General features: G+C 76.3%; 18 protein-coding genes and 2 pseudogenes. 15 read left to right on the top strand and 5 right to left on the bottom strand.

The window, feature by feature from the left end:
• Positions 1-171: 171 nt before the first annotated feature.
• The 9 genes and pseudogenes from GEV43_RS28255 (at position 172) to GEV43_RS28220 (ending at position 8,654) form a co-directional block, all read left to right on the top strand.
• A complete protein-coding gene (locus tag GEV43_RS28255) occupies positions 172-1,173 on the top strand; it encodes an alpha/beta hydrolase (RefSeq protein WP_160823295.1) in 1,002 nt (333 codons plus the stop codon).
• 114 nt (positions 1,174-1,287) lie between these two features.
• Positions 1,288-2,532 carry an acyltransferase gene (locus tag GEV43_RS28250; protein ID WP_309240046.1) on the top strand — a complete coding sequence of 415 codons (1,245 nt, stop codon included), beginning with the start codon at positions 1,288-1,290 and terminating at the stop codon, positions 2,530-2,532.
• Between the two features lie 11 nt (positions 2,533-2,543).
• Positions 2,544-3,560 (top strand): alpha/beta hydrolase, encoded by a 1,017-nt coding sequence (locus GEV43_RS28245; RefSeq protein WP_160823294.1) that lies wholly within the window; start codon positions 2,544-2,546, stop codon positions 3,558-3,560.
• A 158-nt stretch (positions 3,561-3,718) separates the two neighbouring features.
• Positions 3,719-4,840 (top strand): CdaR family transcriptional regulator, encoded by a 1,122-nt coding sequence (locus GEV43_RS28240; RefSeq protein WP_160824819.1) that lies wholly within the window; start codon positions 3,719-3,721, stop codon positions 4,838-4,840.
• A 191-nt stretch (positions 4,841-5,031) separates the two neighbouring features.
• Positions 5,032-5,952 (top strand): ACP S-malonyltransferase, encoded by a 921-nt coding sequence (locus GEV43_RS28235; protein WP_160823293.1) that lies wholly within the window; start codon positions 5,032-5,034, stop codon positions 5,950-5,952.
• Positions 5,949-6,934, top strand: a pseudogene (locus GEV43_RS28230) (beta-ketoacyl-ACP synthase III). Before GEV43_RS28235 ends, GEV43_RS28230 begins: the two are co-directional and overlap by 4 nt.
• Positions 6,935-6,990: 56 nt before the next feature.
• Positions 6,991-7,242 carry an acyl carrier protein gene (locus GEV43_RS28225; protein WP_160823292.1) on the top strand — a complete coding sequence of 84 codons (252 nt, stop codon included), beginning with the start codon at positions 6,991-6,993 and terminating at the stop codon, positions 7,240-7,242.
• 114 nt (positions 7,243-7,356) lie between these two features.
• Positions 7,357-7,602, top strand: a pseudogene (locus GEV43_RS56365) (beta-ketoacyl synthase N-terminal-like domain-containing protein); the annotation flags it as partial.
• Positions 7,603-7,613: 11 nt separating this feature from the next.
• A complete protein-coding gene (locus GEV43_RS28220; RefSeq protein ID WP_375539058.1) occupies positions 7,614-8,654 on the top strand; it encodes a beta-ketoacyl-[acyl-carrier-protein] synthase family protein in 1,041 nt (346 codons plus the stop codon).
• A 475-nt stretch (positions 8,655-9,129) separates the two neighbouring features.
• On the opposite strand, the gene GEV43_RS28215 is transcribed toward GEV43_RS28220, so the two are convergent.
• Together GEV43_RS28215 and lnt are read right to left on the bottom strand one after the other, a co-directional pair.
• Positions 9,130-9,624, bottom strand: a complete 495-nt coding sequence (locus GEV43_RS28215; protein WP_160823291.1) for a DUF3145 domain-containing protein — start codon at positions 9,622-9,624, stop codon at positions 9,130-9,132.
• 74 nt (positions 9,625-9,698) lie between these two features.
• A complete protein-coding gene (gene lnt, locus GEV43_RS28210; protein ID WP_160823290.1) occupies positions 9,699-11,351 on the bottom strand; it encodes an apolipoprotein N-acyltransferase in 1,653 nt (550 codons plus the stop codon).
• 161 nt (positions 11,352-11,512) lie between these two features.
• Here lnt and GEV43_RS28205 point away from each other — a divergent pair, with 161 nt between their 5' ends.
• The 4 genes from GEV43_RS28205 (at position 11,513) to GEV43_RS28190 (ending at position 16,630) form a co-directional block, all read left to right on the top strand.
• A complete protein-coding gene (locus GEV43_RS28205) occupies positions 11,513-12,691 on the top strand; it encodes a S8 family serine peptidase (RefSeq protein WP_160823289.1) in 1,179 nt (392 codons plus the stop codon).
• Positions 12,692-13,014: 323 nt separating this feature from the next.
• The gene (locus GEV43_RS28200) at positions 13,015-13,644 is read left to right on the top strand and encodes a sigma-70 family RNA polymerase sigma factor (RefSeq protein WP_309239875.1); all 630 of its coding nucleotides are present in this window, start codon (positions 13,015-13,017) and stop codon (positions 13,642-13,644) included.
• Positions 13,641-14,087, top strand: a complete 447-nt coding sequence (locus GEV43_RS28195) for a hypothetical protein (RefSeq protein WP_160823288.1) — start codon at positions 13,641-13,643, stop codon at positions 14,085-14,087. Before GEV43_RS28200 ends, GEV43_RS28195 begins: the two co-directional genes overlap by 4 nt.
• On the top strand, positions 14,084-16,630 hold the full coding sequence (locus tag GEV43_RS28190; RefSeq protein WP_309239874.1) for a CHAT domain-containing protein: 2,547 nt from the start codon (positions 14,084-14,086) through the stop codon (positions 16,628-16,630). The genes GEV43_RS28195 and GEV43_RS28190 overlap by 4 nt, the downstream gene beginning before the upstream one ends.
• A gap of 37 nt (positions 16,631-16,667) precedes the next feature.
• Here GEV43_RS28190 and GEV43_RS28185 read toward each other — a convergent pair whose 3' ends face one another.
• Complete coding sequence (locus tag GEV43_RS28185; protein ID WP_309239873.1) at positions 16,668-17,498, bottom strand: sulfurtransferase; 831 nt, start codon at positions 17,496-17,498, stop codon at positions 16,668-16,670.
• A gap of 160 nt (positions 17,499-17,658) precedes the next feature.
• On the opposite strand from GEV43_RS28185, the gene GEV43_RS28180 reads away from it, so the two are divergent.
• Both GEV43_RS28180 and GEV43_RS28175 read left to right on the top strand, forming a co-directional pair.
• A complete protein-coding gene (locus GEV43_RS28180) occupies positions 17,659-18,219 on the top strand; it encodes a TetR/AcrR family transcriptional regulator (protein WP_160823286.1) in 561 nt (186 codons plus the stop codon).
• A gap of 125 nt (positions 18,220-18,344) precedes the next feature.
• Positions 18,345-19,793, top strand: a complete 1,449-nt coding sequence (locus GEV43_RS28175) for an MFS transporter (protein WP_160823285.1) — start codon at positions 18,345-18,347, stop codon at positions 19,791-19,793.
• Here the strand turns inward: GEV43_RS28175 and GEV43_RS28170 are convergent.
• Positions 19,774-20,928, bottom strand: a complete 1,155-nt coding sequence (locus GEV43_RS28170) for an alkaline phosphatase family protein (RefSeq protein WP_175250841.1) — start codon at positions 20,926-20,928, stop codon at positions 19,774-19,776. The two genes, GEV43_RS28175 and GEV43_RS28170, sit on opposite strands and share 20 nt — an antisense overlap.
• A gap of 16 nt (positions 20,929-20,944) precedes the next feature.
• Entirely contained in the window at positions 20,945-21,526 is a 582-nt protein-coding gene (locus tag GEV43_RS28165; protein WP_160823284.1) for a DUF5998 family protein, read from the bottom strand.
• Positions 21,527-21,700 lie beyond the last annotated feature (174 nt).

Here is a 21,700-nt window from a genome sequence, read left to right as displayed (position 1 = left end):
AGGTACGGCTCCGGGGTGATACCCGCGGCCGTCCGGGCCGCCCCTTGAGGTACCGCCGGTAGTACCGGGGGGTCACGGGCCAGGACCGCACCGGCGGTTGATCCGCGTTACGGCGTCCGATTTCTAGCTTTCTGTTCAGTGCTTCGCCACGCTGACCAGGAAGGACGCCCGATGCCCAGCCTCGCTGACCGCCGCCGCCCGTACCGCCTGCGCCGGGCCGCCGCCGTCGTCGCGGCCCTCGCGGCGATCGGCGCGCTGACCGCGGGGACGAGCCGGGCCGAGGTGTACGCGCCGCCGTCCGTCGCCCCCGCCGCCCCGGACCTCACCGCGCCCGCCCTCACGTCCCGCTACGCCGCCGTCCGGGACGACATCGGCCGGGCGCGCGCCACGGCCGAGCGGGTCCGCGACGGCGGCCGCGCCCGCGCCCTGTCCCGGTTCCTGGCGCCGGGCCGGACGTTCCTGTCGTTCGACGCGCGGGGTGAGGGCCGGGCCGTCGAGGTCGTCGGCGACCTCGCCCGCGCGGACCGGATCGCGGTCGTCGTGCCCGGCGCGGACGGCTCGCTCACCAACTTCGACTCCTGGAAGTGGGCGGGCGGCGGCGCCCGCGCCCTGTCCCGGCAGGCCGCGTCGTCCGCGCCCGGAACCCGCCTCGCGGTCGTCGCCTGGCTCGGCTACGCGTCCCCGTCCACCCGCAGCGCCGCCGTCCTCACCGCGGGCCGCGCAGGTACGGGCGCCCGCGAGCTGCGGCGGTTCGTCACCGGCCTGCACAGGGTGAACGGGCGCGCCGGGATCGGGCTGCTCTGCCACAGCTACGGGACGGTCGTGTGCGCGAAGGCCGGCGCGGGCGCGGGCCGCGACGGCGCCCCGGGCCTCCCCGTGGACGAGATCGCCCTGTACGGCAGCCCCGGGACCACCCTCGACGACGCCGCGGGGCTGCGGACCCGCGCGCGCGTGTGGGCGGGCCGCTCGGGCGGCGACTGGACGCGGTTCGTACCCAAGATCCGCTTCGCGGGCCTCGGCTTCGGCCGCGACCCGGTCTCCCCGGCGTTCGGCGCGGCCCGGTTCGACGCCGGAACGGGCCCGCACAGCGCCTACCTGAAGCCCGGCTCGCCCTCCCTCCGCAACCTCGCGCTCATCGCGCTCGCCCGTGACTCGGAGGTCACGCATGCTTGACACCGGCCCCGCCGCCCCGCCCTCCAGCCCATCCCCAGGCCCGCCCCCAGGCCCGCGCCTCCGCCCCGCCCGTCCGAACGCGAGCGGGACGGGCGCAAGGGGTGGGCCGGGCGGATCGCCGACGCCACGCCCGCCGGACGCGACCGGGCCATCGACGCGCTGCGGGCGTTCGCGATCCTCGGGGTCGTGCTCGGGCACTGGCTCGTCACCGCGTTCGTCGCCACCGGGAACGGCGCGGCCGGGGACGGGGACCTGCGGGTGACGAGCCCGCTCGCCGCGATGCCGGAGTTCACGCCGATCTCGTGGGTCCTCCAGACCCTCGCCGTCTTCTTCCTGGTCGGCGGGTACACGGCCGCGAAGGGCCTGCGCCCCGGCGAGCCGTGGGCGGCGCGCCTGCGGCACCGCCTGGCCCGACTCGGCCGGCCCGTTCCCGTGCTGCTGCTCGCCTGGATCCCGGCGGCGGCCGGGCTGTGGTGGGCGGGCTTCTCCGGCGACGGGCTGTTCACGCTGGTCAAGCTCGTCCTGTCGCCGCTGTGGTTCCTGGGCGTGTACGCCGCGCTGACCGCGCTCACCCCCGTGGTCGCCGCCGTCTGGAACCGGCTCGGCCTCTGGGGCGCCGCGCTGCTCGTCGGCGCCACCGCCGCGATCGACCTCGGCCGCTTCGCGCTGGACGCGCCCGGCTGGATCGGCTGGGCCACCGTCCTGACCGGCTGGCTCGTGCCGTTCTACCTGGGCTTCGCCTGGGCGAACGGGGCGCTGGCCCGCCGCCGTGCCGCCGCGGGCCTGCTCGCGGGCGGCGCCGCCGCCACGGCCGGGCTCGTGCTGTTCGCGGGCTACCCGGCGAGCATGGTCGGGGTGCCGGGCGCGGCGGTGTCCAACCTGAACCCGCCGACCCTCGCGGCCGTGGCGTTCGGCCTCGCCCAGACCGGGCTGGCGCTGCTGCTGTACCGGCCGCTCGGCCGCTGGATGCGGCGGCCCCGGGCGTGGGCGGCGGTCGCCGTCGCCAACCTGTCCGCCATGACCGTCTTCCTCTGGCACCAGACCGCGATGATGGCGATCACGGTCGGGACCTTCCTGGCGGCGGGTAGCCTGCCAGGGCTCCATTCGGCGCCCGACCGGCCGGAATGGCTCCTGGAACGGCTGCCGTGGCTGCCGGTCTTCGCGCTCGCGCTGCTCGCCCTGGCGGGCCTCGTCCGCCGCTTCGAACGGCCCGCCGCGCGCCGGGCGTCCGGAACCCGCGGCGAGAACGGCCGGCCCGTCCCAACCAGGACGCCGTCCCGTACATCTCAACAGGAAGGCTCTCTCCGGAACACGCAGGACGACCACCTGATGCTGGGATCAACCGGGCTCACCAGGTAGAAAGGCGGACCATGCCGCCTCGCACGATGCCCCCGAAGAAGCGCGCCCGACGGCTGCGGCGGGCCCTGGCCTGCGCCGCGACCATCACCGGCGTGCTGCTCACCACCGCCGGCACCGGGCACGCCGACCCGTACGCGCCGCCGTTCCCGGCGCCGTCGATGGCCCGCTCCACGCTGGACGCCCGGTACGCGACCGAGCGGCGGTCGATCGAGCAGGCGCTGAAGACGGCGCACGAGGTGGGGGACGGCGCGCGGGCACGGGCGCTCGGGGCGTTCCTGCGGCCGGACCGCCGGTTCCTGCACTTCGACCCGCGCGGGCGCGGCCGGGCGGTCGAGGTCGTCGGCGACCTCGCCCACGCCGACCGGATCGCGCTGCTCGTCCCGGGCGCCGACACGACCCTCACCGCGTTCGACGACCGGGCGGGCAAGCCGTGGTCGACGCCGGGCGGCGGCGCCAGGGCGGTGTACGCGCAGGCCCAGGCGGTCTCGCCGCGGCCCGGCCTCGCCGTCGTCGCCTGGCTCGGGTACGCGGCGCCGAAGACGTTCAGCAGCGAGGTGCTCACCGACGAGCGCGCCGGGCAGGGCGCGGTCGAGCTGCGCCGGTTCCTCACCGGGCTGCACCGCGTCAACCCCGCCGCCGGGATCGGGCTGCTGTGCCACAGCTACGGCTCGGTCGTGTGCGGGCGCGCCGCGCTGGAGGGCCCCGGGCCGGGCCGCGCGGCGTGGCGGAAGGTCACCGACATCGCGCTGTTCGGCAGCCCCGGGACGACCGCGTGGTCGGCGTCCCGGCTGGGCGGAACGGCACGCGTCTGGGCGGGGCGGGGCGCCACCGACTGGATGGAGGACGTCCCGCACGTGCGGATCTTCGGGCTCGGCCTCGGTCCCGACCCCGTCTCCCGCCGGTTCGGCGCGAGGGTCTTCGACGCGGGCGGTGGCGGCCACAGCGACTACCTCGCCCCCGGCTCGACGAGCCTCAGGAACCTGACGGACATCGCCCTCGGCGTCCCCTCGGACGTCACCGGGGACTGAGCCGCCACCGCCCGTCGGGCCGCTGGTCAGGCCCGCTCCGCGACGTCCGCCTGCCCGGGCGGGTCGGGTCATCCACGCGGGAGTGGCACCCTGGGGTGGTGGACACACCTGACGAGGCCGCCCTCCGCCGCCAGACCACCCGGCGCCTGGAGAAGGCCATGGGCACGTTCGGCACCGCCGCGCTCAGCAGCATGGAGGACCAGCTCCCCTGGTTCCGCCGGATGCCCGCCGACCAGCGGTCCTGGATCGGGCTGGTCGCCCAGGCCGGGATCGCCGCGTTCGTCGAGTGGTTCAAGAGCGCCGAGCGGACCCGGCCCGCGATCGCCGGGGAGGTGTTCGGCACCGCCCCCCGCGAGCTGATGCGCTCGATCAAGCTCAAGCACACCATCGACATGGTCCGGGTGATCATCGACGTGGTGGAGACGCGGCTGGACGACCTCGCCGCGCCCGGCGGCGAGGCGCAGCTCCGCGAGGCGATCCTGCGCTACACCCGCGACGTGGCGTTCGGCGCGGCCCAGGTCTACGCGCAGGCGGCCGAGACCCGCGCCGCGTGGGACGCCCGGCTGGAGGCCCTGGTGGTGAACGCGGTGCTGCGCGGCGAGGTCGACGACGGCATGCACTCCTGGGCCGCCGCGCTCGGCTGGACGTCCAAGCCCGTCACGGTGATCGCCGGGCACACGCCCGAGGACGAGGACCCCGAGGTCACCATCGACCAGATGCAGCTCGCCGCCCGCCGCGCCCGCGCCGACGTGCTGGCCGGGGTGCAGGGCCACCGGGTCATCGTGATCGTCGGCGGCAACTCCGACCCGATGGCCGCCGCCCGCCCGGTCGCCGCCAAGTGCGGCCCCGGCCCGGTCGTGGTCGGGCCGCAGGTCGGCGACCTGTACGACTCGACGCTGTCGGCGCGGGCCGCGCTCGCGGGCCTGCGCGCCGCCGCGGGCTGGCCGGACGCCCCGCGCCCCGTCGAGGCGACCGAGCTGCTCCCCGAGCGGGCCCTGGACGGCGACGAGGAGGCCCGCCGCTACCTGGTGGAGCAGGTCTACAACCCGATGCTCGCCGCCGGGGCCCCGCTGCTGGACACCTTGACCACCTACCTGGAGCAGGGCTCGTCGCTGGAGGCGACGGCGCGGCTGCTGTTCGTCCACCCCAACACGGTCCGGTACCGGCTGCGGCGCGTCGCCGAGCTCACCGGCCTCGCCCCCACCGACGGCCGCAACGCGTTCACGCTGCGGATCGCGCTCGTCCTCGGCCGCTTCGCCGACCGCCCGGCCCGCGCCTGACCCCGCCACCGGCCCGCCACCGGCCCGCCACCGGCCCGGCGCGCGACCCGTACCCGCCCGGGAGCGGTGATCGAAGCCGCCCGCGGATTGTCCCGTTCACCCACGTTGTAGGGGTCGTACAAAGCCCCGTGACGAAAGTTCGTTCTGATCGGCATCGGCAGCGGGGACCGGTTGCGGGCAAGCTGGTCGCTGTGATTCTCCTCGCAGCGCCCGGCCAGGGCGCCCAAACCCCAGGATTCCTGCGGCCATGGCTCGAGGTGCCCGGGGTCGCCGACCGGCTGGCCTGGTGGTCCGCGGTCACCGGGCTCGACCTGGTCCGCTACGGGACGGAGGCCGACGCCGAGGAGATCCGCGACACGGCGGTGGCGCAGCCGCTGCTGGTCGCCGCCGCGCTCGCCGCGCACGGGGCCCTCTACGAGGACGGCGCGACCGCGCCCGACGCGGTCGCGGGGCACAGCGTCGGGGAGCTGGCCGCCGCGGCGATCGCCGGGGTGCTGTCCCCCGAGTCCGCGCTGGTCCTGGTCCGGGAGCGGGGCCGGGCGATGGCCGAGGCCGCCGCCGTCGCCGAGACCGGCATGACGGCCGTGCTCGGCGGCGACGCCGACGAGGTGCTCGCCGCGATCGAACGCCACGGGCTCACCCCCGCCAACGTCAACGGCGCCGGGCAGGTCGTGGCCGCCGGCACGACCGAACGGCTCGCCGCGTTCGCCGACGACCCGCCGCCGAAGGCGCGGCTGCGGCCGCTGTCGGTGGCGGGCGCCTTCCACACCGAGCACATGGCGCCCGCGGTCGACACGCTCGCCCGGCTCACCGCCGGCGCCCCGGTCGCCGACCCGGCGGTCACCCTGCTCCAGAACAGGGACGGCGCCGCCGTCGGCTCCGGCCGCGAGTTCGTCGGACGGCTCGCCGCCCAGGTCAGCGCGCCCGTCCGCTGGGACGCCTGCATGGCCTCGATGAGGGACCTCGGCGTCACCGCGATCATCGAGCTGCCGCCCGCCGGCACCCTCACCGGCCTCGCCCGCCGCGAGCTGCGCGGCGTCGAGCTGCTGGCCCTGAAGACCCCCGACGACCTCGAACGGGCCCGCGAGCTGGTCAAGGCGCACTCCGCATGACGGCCGAACCCCGCCCCGCCGTCCGGCTGCGCATCCCGGAGGCCACGGCCGGCGCCCGCATCCTGGCGTTCGGCGACTACCAGCCCGCCCGGGTCGTCACCAACGACGACCTCGCCCGCAACGTCGACACCAGCGACGCGTGGATCCGCAGCCGCGTCGGCATCGCCGAGCGGCGCATCGCCGGCGACGACGAGGGCATCGTCGAGCTCGCCGTGCACGCGGGCGGCAAGGCGATCGCCGGCAGCGGCCTCGCCCCGTCCGAGATCGACCTGGTGATCCTGGCGACCTGCTCGGCCGAGTCGCCGATGCCGGCCCACGCCGGGATCGTCGCGCACCGGCTCGGCATCGACGCCCCCGGCGCGTTCGACCTCAACGCCGCCTGCGCCGGGTTCTGCTACGCGCTCGCCACCGCGAGCGCCGCGGTGCGCGGCGGCAGCGCCCGCAACGTGCTGGTCATCGGCTCGGAGAAGATGTCGCAGTGGATCGACTGGACCGACCGCTCCACGTCGATCATCTTCGCCGACGGCGCGGGCGCGGCGGTCGTCACCGGCGCCGACGAGCCCGGCATCGGCCCGGTGGTGTGGGGCAGCGCGGGCGACCAGTTCGACAAGATCATCATCCCGGACCGGCACTCGTTCATCCAGCAGGAGGGCCAGGCGGTGTTCCGGTGGGCCACCACCGCCATCGCGCCGGTCGCGCTGGAGGCGTGCGAGCGGGCCGGGATCGCCCCGGCCGACCTCGCGGCCGTCGTCCCGCACCAGGCCAACCTGCGGATCATCGAGGCGATCGCCCGCAGGGTGAAGGCCGTGAACGCCGTGGTGGCCGACGACATCGTCCACTCCGGCAACACCTCGGGGCGTCCATTCCGATGGCGCTCTCCCGCATGATCGAACGCGGCGACGTCCCGTCCGGAGCCCCCGCCCTGCTGATCGGGTTCGGCGCCGGACTGGCCTACGCTGCCCAAGTCATCCAGATCCCGTAGGCCGAACCGCCTGCGCCCGGAGCACTGGACCAACCCGAAGAAGGAGAACGAGCGACATGGCTGACGCTACCGAGCAGGAGATCCTGGACGGCCTCGCGGAGATCATCGACGAGATCGTCGGCATTGACAAGTCCCAGGTCACCCCGGAGAAGAACTTCATCGACGATCTCGACATCGACTCGCTGTCGATGGTAGAGATCGCGGTGGCCGCGCAGGACAAGTTCGGCGTCGAGATCCCCGACGACGAGCTGCGCAACCTGAAGACGGTCAAGGACGTCATCAACTTCGTCCAGAACCTCCAGGCCTGACGTCGCGGGCACGGCGCGCCGCCGCGGCGGCCGGCGCTCCCCCTGCGGGGGCGTGCGCCGGACCTGAGGGCGGCGCGCCACCCAGGGCCCCCCATTTCGCAAGGAGCACTCACTATGGGCAAGAGCCAGACCAAAGTCGTCGTGACCGGTCTCGGTGCCACGACCCCGCTCGGTGGAGACCTGCCGTCGACCTGGTCCGCGTTGCTCGCCGGCAAGTCCGGGGTGCGCAACCTCGAATGGGAGGGCGTTGAGGAGCTGCCCGTCCGGTTCGCCGCGCAGCTCGCGGTCGAGCCGTCCGAGGTGATGACCAAGCAGCAGCTCCGCCGCCTCGACCGCAACCAGGCGATCGCGCTGATCTCCGCGCGGGAGGCGTGGCGGGACGCCGGGCTGGCCACTCCCCGAGCCGCCGGGGCAAGGACGCGCCCGCCGAGCCGGACGGCTTCGTCGTCGACGGCGAGCGGCTCGGCGTCGTGCTGTCCAGCGGCATCGGCGGGCTGCACACCGCGCTCAACAGCTACGACGTGTGGCGTGAGAAGGGCTGGTCGCGGGTCTCGCCGTTCACGGTGCCGATGCTGATGCCGAACGGCGCGGCCGGGCACGTCGGCATCGAGTACGGCGCGATGGCCGGCTCGCACGCCCTGGTGAGCGCGTGCGCGTCCAGCGGCGAGGCGGTCGGCTACGCGATCGACATGATCCGCGCGGGCCGCGCCGACGTGGTGATCTGCGGCGGCACCGAGTCGTGCATCCACCCCTTGCAGATGGCGTCGTTCGGCGCGATGCGGGCGATGTCCACCCGCAACGACGAGCCCGAGCGCGCGTCCCGCCCGTACGACAAGAACCGCGACGGGTTCGTGCTCGGCGAGGGGTCCGCCGTCATGATCCTGGAGTCGGAGGAGCACGCCCGCGCCCGCGGCGCGAAGATCCACGGCATCGCCGCCGGGTGCGGCTACTCGGGCGACGCGCACGACATCGTCCAGCCCGATCCGACGGGCGCCGGCCAGGCCAAGGCGATGCGCCGGGCCCTGGAGGACGCCGGCCTGACGCCCGACGACATCGTGCACATCAACGCGCACGCGACGTCCACGCCGCAGGGCGACGTCGCCGAGCTCGCCTCGATCAAGGCCGCGCTCGGCCCCGAGGCGAGCGCCAAGGTGATGGTCACCGCGACCAAGTCGATGACCGGCCACCTGCTGGGCGGCGCCGGAGCGCTGGAGTCGGTGTTCTGCATCCTCGCGCTGCGCGAGGGCCTGATCCCGCCCACCGCCAACCTGGAGGACCTCGACGACGAGGTCGACCTGGACGTGGTCCACGGCGAGCCGCGCCCGATCCCGGACGGCCCCGCCGCCGCGCTCAACAACTCGTTCGGATTCGGCGGCCACAACGTGTCGGTCGTCTTCCAGCGCGCCCTCTGACCTTCAGGGCCCGGCCCGCCCGCCCGCTCGGGCGAAGGAGCCGACCGAAGCGCCCGTGCTGGGCGTCCGGGACCAGGACCCGGCCGCCGAGCACGGGCGCGGTGCGTTCCACGGCCCGCGCCCGTCTGGCAGGACGCGACCGCGCTGAGGAGAACGCTGGGAACGGGGTGGGCGGCCCCAGGGAGCGGGAGACGTCCGCCGGAGGCCGAACGGCCCGGCCGAGGCCAGGCAGGCCGCCGATCCACGCGCACCGGACCTGAGTGCGATGGACGGCGCGGACGGACGCGGACCGCGCGGACGGATGCGGACCGACGCGGACGGACGCGGACCGGCGCGGACGGACGCGGACCGCGCGGACGGACGCGGACCGGCGCGGGGACCAGTGGCCGGTGGCCGGGGACCGGCGGCCGATGGCCAGGGACCGGTGGCCGGTGGCCGTGGCCGGGTGGCCGGTGGCCGTCCGGAGGATGGCGGGTCAGACGGCGGCGTGGAGCCAGCGCACCGGGGCGCCGTCGCCGGCCCGGCGGAACGGTTCGAGCTCGTTGTCCCAAGGGGTGCCGAGGAGGCGGTCGAGCTCGTGCTCCAGGGTCGTCTTGCCGACGGCCGCGTTGGCCATGACCGAACGGAGCCGGTCCTCGGGGACCATGATGTCGCCGTTGGCGCCGATCACGCCGGTGAAGACGCCGAGGGACGGCGTGAAGCTGTAGCGGACGCCGTCGCACCCGGTGGCGGGATCCTCGGTGGCCTCGAAGCGCAGGAGCTTCCAGTTCCGCAGGGCGGAGGTGATGCCGGCGGCGGTGCCGGACCTGCCCTCCCAATGCAGTTCGGCGCGCAGTGTCCCCGGGGCCGCCGGCTGGTCGGCCCACTCAAGGGAAACGGGCACGCCAAGGACACCTGCCGCCGCCCACTCGATGTGCGGGCTCAGCGCAGGTGGCGCGGAGTGGACGTAGAAAACGCCACGTGCGGTCACCGGACCTCCTGGATCTGTACCGAGGCTCGTCTTCCCCTACGGCCTCGTACGCCCCAAGACGGCGTCCGCGTCCATCATTCTGCATCATCGGCACCGGACGCACCACCGTGAGAGCCCTGTTCGCCGAACGCCCGACCACGCGGCGCGCACCGTTCATCGCTCTCGGACGACCACCGTACGGGCCGCGGGCGCCGCCGTGAAGCGGATATCCGGACGGCGGCCGCGGCGGCGCCGACGGTCGTGAGGACGGCCAGATAGGCGGTGTAGTCGCCGAAACGGTCGTACGGGGTGCGGCTCGCGTCGGCGGGGACCGGCAGGGTGACCAGCGTGGATCCGCGCTGGTCGGTGTCCGTCCAGGCCAGCCTGCGGCCGCGGGCGTCGAACGCGGCGCTCACCCCGGTGAGCGCGGCCTGCACCGCCGGGCGGCCGGTCTCGGCCGCCCTCAGCGCCGCGAGGGAGGCGTGCTGCGGCGGCGCCCAGCTCTTCTGGAACGTGGACGTGGACGACTGGTAGACGAGCACCCGCGCGCCGCGCCGTACGGCCGCGCGCCCGAGGTCGGGGAACGCCGACTCGAAGCAGATCAGCGGCCCGATCGTCACGCCGCCCGCGCGCATCGTCTCGGCGCCGGTGCCCGGCACGCGGTCCTCCCCCGCCGCGCCGCTGATGCGGCTGAGCCATCCGAGCCGCGACCGGAACGGGATGTACTCGCCGAACGGCACCAGCCGCGTCTTGACGTAACGCGCCCCGGGACCGTTCCGCCCGATGAGGACGGTGCTCTTGGAGATGCGCTCGCCGGCGTCGCGCGCGTCCTCGTTCACCAGGACGTCGGAGCGCGCGGCGAGGGCGGTGAGGCGCGCGGCGACGTCGTCCCGGCGGCGCAGGTCGTACCCGACGCTGCTCTCGCCCCACACGACGAGGTCGGCGGGCGGGAGCGCGGCGGTGATCCGCTCACCGGCCGCGAGCCGCGCCTCCGGGCCGTCCACCACGCCGGGCTGGACGAGCGCGACCCTCAGCTCCCGTACGGCGGCGGGGTCGTCGCGCGCCGCGTACGCGAGCGGTCCGGCGGCCGCGCACGCCGCGGCGCAGGCGAGCGCGACGGCGCGCACGCGCCCCGCCCGCGACAGCACCGCGACCGCGATCGCGGTGTTGGCCGCGACGATCGCGAACGACACCAGCCAGACGCCGCCCACCGCCGCGAGGCCGAGCACCGCAGGATGCCGCCACTGGCTCGCCCCGATCAGCGCCCACGGCCCGCCGAGGCGCGGCCACGAACGCACCAGTTCGATCACGAGCCACACGCTCGGCACCACGAGGAGGGCCGCCAAGGGACGCGCCGGGACCAGCCACCGCACCGCCGCGGCCCAGCCCGCCCACATCGCCCCGAAGACGAGCGCGATGAGCGGCAGGCCAGGGCCGATGTTCGGCACCGTCCAGTAGAGCGCGGCGAGCAGGTACCCCGCTCCGAACCACCACCCGCGTATCGCGGCCTCCCGCACGGACGTCGCCGAACGGATCAGCAGCATCCCCGGGACCAGCACCACCCACGCCAGCCATCCGAGATCGGCTCTCGGGAACGTGAGGATCGGCGCCGCCCCGGCCGGCAGGCACGCGAGGCGCCACCGCAGCGTGCTCCAGCGGCTCCCCGCCGCGCGCCGTTCGGCACGGCGCCGGCGGCCTTCGCGCGCGGAATCGAGGACGCGCCGCCCCTCGCGTTCGATCGCCCTCACGGTTCCCAACGGCTCCTCTCGGCGTGCGGTGCGTGCGATGTCCCCTTAGTAACGCATCGGAACGGCAAGATCCTCCATTCGCCCCCGAAGAGCGTCACGCTGCGTCGCCGTTAGGGCACTATGGGGCGCGGGAGCGGTCACCCGCGTGGAAGCGAGGACCGATGTTCGATCAACAGGCACGGCTGGAACGGCTGCTCGCCAGGCACCGCGACGCCGTGGTGGTGGAGCCGGCCGCGGGGCGTCCGGCGCTCGTGCGGCGCGACCAGATCCTCGTCGCCGGGCACGACGCCCCGGCCGCCGAGGACCTGGTGCGACGCTGGTACGACTCGCGGCACGACGAGTGCGGCGTCACCCGGCTGCGGCTGCGCGCCCCGGCCAAGGTGGACGTGTGCGAGCTCGCGGCGCGGCTCGGCGGGGACGGGCGGCACCGCAGGCTCAGCGTGTCGCCCAACCATCTCGTGCACGGCCAGCCGCTGTGGTGGAGCGGCCCCGCCGACCTGCCGCGGCCCGCCCCGCCGGTCCCGCGCCCGCGCACCGCGCCGGACGCGGGGCGGCGGCGGGCGGTGACGGTGGCGGTGCTGGACACGGGCCTGGCGCCGCATCCGTGGTACGAGCACGCGGGCTGGTACGCCGAGCAGGACGACGAGGCCGCCGAGGTCCTCGACGCCGACCTCGACTTCGAGCTGGACGCGCAGGCGGGCCACGGGACGTTCGTCGCGGGCGTGGTGCTGCGGCACGCGCCGGACGCGCGGCTGCTGGCCCGGCGCGTGATCGGCGGCGACGGCGTCGGCGACGAGCTCGACGTCATCCGGGGCCTCGCGTGGCTCGCCGCCCGCGGCGGCGCCGACGTGGTCAACCTCTCGCTCGGCTGCCACACGTTCGACGACCGGCCGTCGCCGGTGCTGGCACGGGCGATCGCCGCGCTCGGCCGCCGCACCGCCGTCGTGGCGTGCGCGGGGAACGCGGGCGGCGACCGCCCGTTCTGGCCGGCGGCGCTGAAGCCGGTGATCGGCGTGGCGGCGCTCGACGCGGCCGGGACCGACCGCGCCTGGTTCTCCAACTACGGCTGGTGGGTGGACGCCTGCGCGCCGGGCGTGGACGTCGCGAGCAGCTACGTCCGGTTCGACGGCCCGAGGCCGAGGATGAACGGCGCCGACCCCGACCGGTTCCAGGGGTACGCGACGTGGAGCGGCACGTCGTTCGCCGCCCCGGCCGTCGCGGGCCGGATCGCGGGCGTCGCCGCCGCGGAGGGCGTGGACGCGGTCACCGCCGCCGACCGCGTCCTCGATCCGGCGGCCCGCCCTACCCTCCCCGACCTCGGCGTAATCATCAGATCTTGAGAACGGCCCGGACGCGAAGCGGTAACCGCGGCCCGGCGCCCGCCCCGCCGCCCTAGGGTCATCGACCAGCGGGGGCCTCGCGAGGAGACTCTGTGGCCCTGGACGATCGGCACGACGAAACGACCGAACCGAACACGGAAGCACAGGAAGGCGCGAACGCGCAGGAAGACGCGTGCGCGCGGAAAGGCGCGGGCGCGCAGGAGGGTGCGGGTGCAGACGCGCGGGATGGCGCGGACGCACAGAAAAATGCGGACGCACAGAAAAATGCGGGTGCCCGGGGAGGTGCTGAGGCGCGGTGGCGTGTCGGCGCGCCCGGAGGCGGCGTGGTGGAGGAAGGTGTCGCGGCGCGCGAGGGCGCGGCCGGGGGACGTGGTGGCGTGCGGGAGGGCGGTGTGGCGCGGGGGCGTGCCGGGGCGCGGGCGGCCGAGCGCGACGAGACCGCCGGGCTGGTCGTCCGGGCCCGGGAAGGCGACGGCGGGGCGTGGGCCCGGCTGGTGGAGCGCTACACGTCGTTCCTCTGGGCGATCGCGCGTTCGTACGAGCTGAACGACGCGGACGCGGCGGACGTCGTGCAGACCACGTGGATGCGGCTGGTCGAGCGGATCGACGCGATCGAGGAGCCCGCGGCGACCGGCCGGTGGCTGGCGGTGACGGCGCGGCGTGAGAGCGCGCGCACGGCGCGCCGCCGCGGACGGGAGGCGGTCGGCGGCGTCCCGCCCGCCGCCGCCGACGCGAGCGCCGCGCCCGAACGGATCGTTCTCGCGCGGGAACGGCTCGACCGGGTCGCGGCGGCCATCGAGGCGCTGCCCCGCCGTTGCCGGGCGCTGCTGCGGCTGTACGCGCTGGCGCCGAGCCACGCCGACCTGGCCGCGGCGATGGAGATGCCCGCGGGCAGCGTCACGTCCGCGCGCAGGCGCTGCATGGGCCGGCTGGAACGGAGGCTCGCCCGGTGACCGAGGACGACCTGCTCGCGCGGATCCGGGCCGCGTTCCACGACGCCGATCCCGTGCCCGACGGCGTGCTGGCGTCGGGGCGTTCGGCGTTCTCCTGGCGGACGCGGGACGCGGGGCTCGCCGAGTTGGCCCGCGACGAGGAACCGCGGGCCGCGCGCTCGGTGCGCGGGACCGCGGCGCGGGCGCTGACGTTCGCGGGCCCCGGCGGCCTCACGGTGGAGATCGAGGTCGCGGGGCGCGGGCGGGAGATCACGGGACGGCTCGTTCCCGCGACGTCCGCGCGCGTCACGGTGCGGCATCTCGGGACCGCGCCGGGCGAGCTGACGGCGTACGCCGACGGCAGCGGGCAGTTCGCGCTGCCGTCCGTTCCGGAGGGGCTGTTCAGCCTGGTGTTCGACCTGCCGGACGCGACGTCGGTCGTGACGAGCTGGGTGCGCCTGTGACCGGCTCCCAGGCCGGGGCGTTGCTGCGCATGGTGGCGGTCGATCCGGAACGCGCGTACACGCGGGCGTTGAAGACGCTGCGCCGTCCGGGCGCGGTGGCCGTCGTCGGCGTGCTGCGCGCGGCGGCGCTGGCGGCCAAGGAGCTGGGCCGCCCCGAGGAGGGGATCGACTTCCTCGGCCAGGCGCTGGCGAGGGCGGACGAGTACGAGGCGGCGCAGGTCAGGATGAACCTCGTCGGGCTGCTGGCCGCGCGCGGCGACGTGCAGGCGGCGCTCGCGGAGGCCGAACGGGCGGCGGGCGTGCTGCGCGGCGCGGACGCCGACCGGCTCGCCGCCAACCGGGCGTGCGCGCTCGCCCGCGCCGGACGGCTCGGCGAGGCGCGGGAGGAGGCGGCGCGGGCGCTCGCCCGGCTGCGGCGCGGCGACGACCCGTTCACGCTGTGCGGGCTGCTGACCAACCTCGGGCTGGCCGCGGCGCTCCGCGGCGATCTTGAGGAGGCGGAGGGCACGGTCGGCGAGGCGGTCGCGGTCGCGCGCGAGGCGGGGATGCGGCACCAGGAGGCGATGGCCACGGCCAACCTCGCGTTCGTGGTGTCGCGGCGCGGCGACCTGCCGCGCGCGCTGCGGCTGTTCGCCGCCGCCGAGCCGGGCCTGGCGGGCGAACGGATCGCGCAGACCCGGTTCGACCAGGCGGAGACGCTGATCCAGGCGGGCCTGCCGGGCGAGGCGCGCCCGACGCTCGCCGCCGCGCTGGCGGACGCGGCCGCGCACGGCCGCCACTGCGACGCCGCCGACGGGATGCTCCTGCTCGCGCACGCCGAGCTGGCCGACGGCGATCCCGAACGCGCCGCGCAGACCGCCGAACGGGCCCGCGCCACGTTCGCCGAGCAGGAGCGCACCGGCTGGATGCTCCTCGCCGAGCATCTCGTCCTGCGCGCCCGCTGGACGTCGGGTGAGCGCTCGACGATCCTGCTCGGCTCGGCGGCGGTGACGGCCGACCGGCTCGCGCGCGGCGGGTGGGCGGAGGCGTCCGCCGAGGCGCGCATCATCGCCGCCCGGGTCGCCCTCGCGCTGAGGCGGCCCGCCGGCCATCTCCTGGCGCCGGTGCTGGACGTGCGCGGGCCGGCCTCGCTGCGCGTCGCGTTCTGGCACGCCACGGCCCTCGAACGGTGGGAACGGCACGATCCGCGCGGCGCGCGGGCCGCGGTCTGGGCGGGGCTGCGCGCGGCGGAGGAGCACGCGGACGTCTTCGGCGCGCTGGACCTGCGGGCCCGCGCGGCGGGGCTGGGCGCGGAGCTCGCCGATCTCGGGCTGCGCCTCGCCCGTTCGGCCCGCGAACTGCTCACCGCCGAGGAGCGGCGGCGGGCGTCCGCGCGGCGGCCCGACGCGAGCCGTCCGCACCCGGACCCGGAGCGTGCCGCGGCGCTGGCCGAGCTGCGGGTGCTCAGCACCGAGCACACGGTCGCGGCGGCGCGCGGCGACGTCCCGCGGGCGCTGGCCGCGCGGCTGGCCGGAGCCGAGGCGCGGCTCCAGGCGGGCGCCCGCCGCCGCCCGGCGTCCCTGCCGGACGGGGCGGACGGCGCGGAGCCCTGCCGGGCGGACCTGCCGGACGTCGCCGCCGCGCTCGGTGACCGCGTGCTCCTCGAACTCGTCCGGATCGGGGACGAGCTCCACGCCGTGACCGTCCGCGACGGCCGCCCGCGCCGCCACCGCCTGTGCGCCTACGAGGAGGCGGGACGAGCGGTGGAGCTGGCCCGTTTCGCCGCGCGCCGCCTGGCCGAACGCGAGGACGACGCGCAGGCCGCTTCGGGCCTCGCCGGCGCTGCCGCGACCCTCGACAACCTTCTTTTCGGTCCGCTCGCGCGTGAACTCCCCGACGGGGCCGATCTCGTCATCGCGCCGACGGGCCGCCTGCACGGCCTGCCCTGGGCGGCCGTTCCGTCGCTGTCGGAGCGGCCGTTCACCGTCGTCCCGTCCGCGCACGCGTGGCTGCACGCGGCCCTCCGCCCGCCCGGCCGGGGCGCGCCGCTGCTGGTCGCGGGTCCGGGGCTCGGCCACGCCGAACGGGAGATCGCGGCGCTCGCCCTGCTCTACCCGTCGGCGCGCGTCCTCGGCGGCCCGGCCGCGCGCGTGGAGACCGTGCGGGACGCGCTGGCCGGGTGCGGGCTGGCCCATGTCGCGGCGCACGGCGAGTTCCGGGAGGGCAACGGGCTGTTCTCGGAGCTGCGGCTCGCGGACGGGCCGCTGCTCGTCCACGACCTGGAGGAGCCCGCGTGCGTCCCCCGGACCGTCGTGCTGTCGGCGTGCGACGCGGGACGCGCGGAGGGCGGCGACGCGGTGATCGGGATGGCGGGCGTCCTGCTGGCCCTCGGCGCGTCCACCGTGATCGCCAGCGTCACGCCCGTGCTGGACGCGGCGACGCCCGCCTTCATGACCGCCTTCCACACCGCCCTGGCCAAGGCCCGGCTCTCCCCCGCCCGCGCCCTGGCGTCGGTCCCGCGCACCCCGGGCGTGCAGGGCTTCCTCTGCTTCGGCGCGGGCTGACCCCGCCCCGGCGGGGCCGGACGGGGCGGCCGGACGGTCAGGAGACGTCGGTGGCCACGGGGTTGGTCGGGTCGGCCACCCACGCCGACCAGGAGCCGACGTAGAGGGCGGCGGGGATGCCGGCGAGGGTCAGGGCGAGGATCTCGTGCGCGGCGGTCACGCCGGAGCCGCAGTACGCGCCGACGTCGACCGCGTCCGTGGCGCCGAGCTGGGCGAAGCGCTCGCGCAGGAGCTCCGGCGGCAGGAACCGGCCGTCCACCCCGACGTTGCCGAGGGTCGGGGCGTTGACGGCCCCGGGGATGTGCCCGGCGACCGGGTCGATCGGCTCGACCTCGCCCCGGTAGCGTTCGGCGGCCCGCGCGTCGAGGAGCACGCCGGCCTTGGCGAGCGCTGCCGCGCCCTCCGCGTCCAGCACGGGCGAACGCCCGGGGCGCGCGACGAAGTCGCCGGGCTCGACCGGCGGGTCGTCCGTCGAGACCGGCCGCCCGGCCTCCGTCCACGCGCGGTAGCCGCCGTCGAGCACCCGCACGTGCTCGTGGCCGAAGTAGCGCAGCGTCCACCACAGCCGCGCCGCCGCCGTCGAGTCGGCGTCGTCGTACACGATGACCAGGCGGTCGCCGGTGACCCCCGCGCGCCGCATCGCCGCCTCGAAGCCGCCCGGCGAGGGCAGCGGATGGCGGCCGTCCGCCCCCGGCGGGCCGGCCACGTCGCGGTCGAGGTCAACGAACGCCGCACCCGGCAGGTGGCCCTTGCGGTACGACTCGATCCCCGGCGGGCCCCCGAGATGCCATCTCACGTCGAGCAGGACCGGCGGCGGCCGCCGCCGGAGCAGCCGGTCCAGCGAGGGCACTGCGATGAGAGGGTGCACATCGCCAGTCTGACCTTCGTCGCCCGAATTAGGGAGGGGCGCGCGCCGCCCGGATCCCGCTCCGCGTTGAGATGGCATAGCTCGGCAGCCTACGTCGTCCGCCCGCCGCCGTGGCGCGGTCCGGTTTGACGGCCCCGAGTGTGAGTGGTTTATTACTCATATGTCGAGGACGAGCACCGGCCGCACCCTGTCCACCGCCGAGGAGCGCCGCGACACCGTGCTGCGCACCGCCGTCCGCGCGTTCGCGGCGCGCGGCTACTACGGGACCACGACGACCGAGGTCGCCAAGGCCGCCGGGATCTCGCAGGCGTACCTCTACCGGCTCTTCCCCGACAAGCAGGCGCTGTTCGTTGCGGTCGTCGACCACTGCTCGGCGCTGATCCGCCAGTGCCACGCCGACGGCGCCGCCTCCGCCGGAAGCGCGGACCCCGAGGCGGTCCTCGCCGCGATGGCCCGCTCGTACGGCGCGCTCATCGACGACCGCGACCTGCTGGTGGTGCTGCTGCACGCCGCCTGCGCGGCGTCGGAGCCGGCGATCGGCGACGCGATCCGCACCTGCTACGCCAAGCAGGTCGAGTACGTGCGGGCCGCCTCCGGCGCGTCCGACGAGCAGATCCGCCGCTTCTTCGGCGACGGCCTGCTGGCCAACATCATGACCAGCGTCGGCGCGCCCGCGATCGACGCGCCGTGGGCCCGCACCCTGGCGCCGCGCCCCGCCTGACCCGCCCGCTCGCCTCCCGCCCCGTCCGCCCCCGTCTTCGGCCCGCTCGCCCGCTTCGGCGCAGCGGGCCCTTCTTCGAATCCAACTGTGAGTGGTCAACCACTCTCTTCACTGAGGAGCACCCCATGTCCGTGATCGATCCCGCGGCCGGACGGCGGCGCGGCGGGCCGCTGCTCGCCCTGCTGGCGTTCGCCCAGTTCATCTCCGCCATCGACTACAACATCGTGTACGTCGCGCTTCCCGGCATCGGCCGCGACCTCGGCTTCTCCGACCAGTCGCTCCAGTGGGTGGTCAGCGCGTACGCGGTCGCGTTCGGCGGGCTCCTGCTGCTCGGCGGGCGCGCCGCCGACCGGCTCGGGCAGCGGCGGATGTTCGCGCTCGCGCTCGGCCTGTACGGCGTGTCGTCGCTGGCCGGAGGGTTCGCGGCCACGCCGGGGACGCTGGTCGCGGCGCGCGCGGTGCAGGGGCTCGGCGGCGCGCTGCTGCTCCCCGCCACCCTCTCGCTGATCAACACCGGGTTCCCGGAGGGCCCGGCCCGGACCCGCGCGCTCGCGGTGTGGGGCGGCGCGGGCGGGGTCGGCCTCGCCCTCGGCTCGCTGCTCGGCGGGGTGCTGACCAGCGCGTTCGGCTGGCCCTCGGTGTTCCTCGCGAACGTCCCGCTGGCGCTCGCCGGGGCCGCCGCCGCGTTCGCGCTGCTGCCCGCCGACGGCCGCCCGGCGGGAGGCCGCGGCTTCGACCTGCCCGGGACGGCGACCGCCACGCTCGGCGCCACCCTGCTGGTGTACGCGCTGGTCCGGGCCCCGGAGTCCGGCTGGACGTCCGCGCCGATCCTCGGCTCGCTCGCCGCCGCGGCGGCCCTGCTCGCGCTGTTCCTCGGGATCGAGAGGCGGGCGGACGACCCGCTCATGCCGCCCGCCCTGTTCGCCAACCGCAGCCTGACGACGGCGATGGCGGTCACGTTCGTCTTCATGGGGACGTTCGGCGCCCAGTACTACACGCTGACCGTCTACCTCCAGGACCTGCGCGGGTACGGGGCGCTCGCGACGGGCCTCGCGTTCCTGCCGGGCAGCCTCATCGGGCTCGTCGGCACCAAGCTGAGCGAGCGGCTGCTCGGCGCGGCCGGTCTGCGCGCGACGCTGCTCACGGGCCTGCTCTCCGGCGCCGCCGGGATGGCGGGCATCGCCCTCGGCATGTCGGGGAACGGCTCGTACGCCGCGCTGCTCCCCGGGATCGCGCTGCTCGCGCTCGGCCAGGGCGTGGCGTGGACGGCGATGTTCGTCGCCGCCTCGTCGGGCGTCGCGCCGGAACGGCAGGGCATCGCGTCGGCCATGGCGTCCACCACCCAGCAGATCGGCGGCGCGGTGGGCCTCGCCGCCCTCGTCGCCGTGATCAACACCGGCCCGCACGGCGCGCCGTCGCTCTCCGGGCTGCGCGCCGCCGGGTGGGTCGCCGCCGCCGCGACCCTCGCGGGCGCCGCGTTCGTCCTCAACCTGCGGCGCGACCGCCCGCGCCCGGCCGCGCCCGGCGGGGACGCGCCCGCGGAGGCGGCGGCCGTCAGGGACGGGTCGCGGTGAGGAGCGGGACGAGCTGCTCCGCCGGCACCATCGAGCCGTGCATCCCGACCATGTCGGCCAGCCACGGCTCGCGGTGCGAGGCGACGATGGCGAGGTCGGCGTGCGGGACGGCGATCACGTCGCCGATCCGTTCGGCCATGCCCGGCGCGAGCGGCCCGAACCAGCCGGCCTCGACGGCCTCGTCGCGCGGGTAGACCCAGGCGCGGTCGCCGAGGGCCTCGGTCCAGGCGGCGAGGACGTCGGCGTGGGCGCCGGGCTCGGAGTAGACGTACCGGGCGCGGGCGTCGCCGCCGAGCAGCGCCACGCCCTCGCGCAGCGCGGGCTCCTCGTCGGCGTCGACCCGTTCGACCGGGTCCACCATCCCGTGGTCGGCCGTCACGTACAGGGCGCCGCCCGGCGGCAGGACCGCGGCGAGGCGTTCGGCGAGCAGGTCGACGAAGCGGAGCTGGTGCCGCCAGTCGGCCGACCCCGCGCCGAACACGTGCCCGGTCGAGTCGAGGTCGGCGTGGTAGACGGTCACGAACGAGCGGTCGCCCTCCCGCAGCGCCCGTTCGGCCCGGCCGACGAGCTGGCCGATGGAGTTGGCGGGCAGGTAGGCGGCGCCCCGCGCGGTGGCGCGGCTCAGCCCGCTCCCCCGGTAGAGGCCGAGCGCGACGTACGAGGCGTGCACGCCGCCCGCCGCGGCCCGCTCGTACACCGTGCGGGCGGGCTGGAACGTCGCCGGATCGACGGTCTCGTCCTGCCAGCGCAGGCAGTTGAGCAGGCGGCCCGTCCCCGGGATCGCGACCTGGACGCCCAGCAGGCCGTGCCCGCCGGGCGGCAGGCCGGTCGCCAGGGACCCGAGGCTCGTCACCGTCGTCGCCGGGAACCCGGCCGTCAGCGGGGTCCCCGCCATCGCGTTCAGGTAGGGCGCCTCGTCCGGGTGGGCGCGGAGCTGCTCCCAGCCGAGCCCGTCGACGATCAGGACGCAGGCGCGGGGCAGGGCGGGCAGGCCGAGGACGTCGCGCTCGCCCGGGACGCCGAGCGCCGCGAGCACCGACCCGGGCAGGTCGGCGAGCGCCCCCGTCCCGTAGCGGGGCACGGGCGGGGCCCCCTCCCCGGAGCCGGGGCGGGGGTCGTCGCGTTCGGCGCTCAACGGGTCCACGCGGCGCTCAGCGGGCCGTGGCGGCGGACAGCTCCTCGGCGAACGCCAGGACCTGGCCGACCGCGTCGGCGCCGTCGGCGGCCTCGCTCACCCGCAGCGAGAGGTCGTCGGCGGTGACGCTGCCCGTGTAGCCGTGGTCGGCCTCGCAGTTCTCGTCGCCGCAGGTGGCGGGCTCCAGGTCGATGTGGGCGATCGCGCCCCAGCCGATGGTCAGCACGACCTCCGTGGGCGGGACGCCCGGCACGTACGACGCGGGATCGGGGACGACCCGGGTGACCGCGACCGACTGGACGCGCTCCAGCTTGACGGCCTCGGTCGTGGTGGACGCGTGCGGCTGCGCCATGCCCTCCCCCGGCGGGTGCTCGTCGGTGTGGCACACCAGCAGGCGCGTCTGCGACAGCACCAGCACCGTGACGTGCCGCCGCACCTCCATCGCGGGGTCGAAGGTCGCCTCGTGGTGGACCACGTAGGCGAGCACGCGCTCGTCACCGATCGCCGACTCGACCGCGTCCGCGACCAGGGCCGGGTAGTAACCGCTGCGCTCGATCGCCGTGCGCAACCCGTGAGGCGTGGCTCGGGTTTCCCTCATGGTCCCCATCCTGCCCTGTCCCGGGAGGACTCCGCACACGACCGCCCCCGAACACGGTCATTCCCCTGCCCTCGGGGTACGCAAGGGGCATGGACGACAGAGAGCCGCTTCCATCGCCTCCGCCGGTCCCGCCTCCCACGCCGGACCCGGCGCCGCCCCCTGGGCCCCTGGTCC

This window comes from Actinomadura sp. J1-007 (assembly GCF_009793335.1).
Taxonomy (GTDB): domain Bacteria; phylum Actinomycetota; class Actinomycetes; order Streptosporangiales; family Streptosporangiaceae; genus Spirillospora; species Spirillospora yumaensis.
Note: the sequence above shows the minus strand (reverse complement) of the source record. Positions and strands in the feature narration are given on the sequence as shown.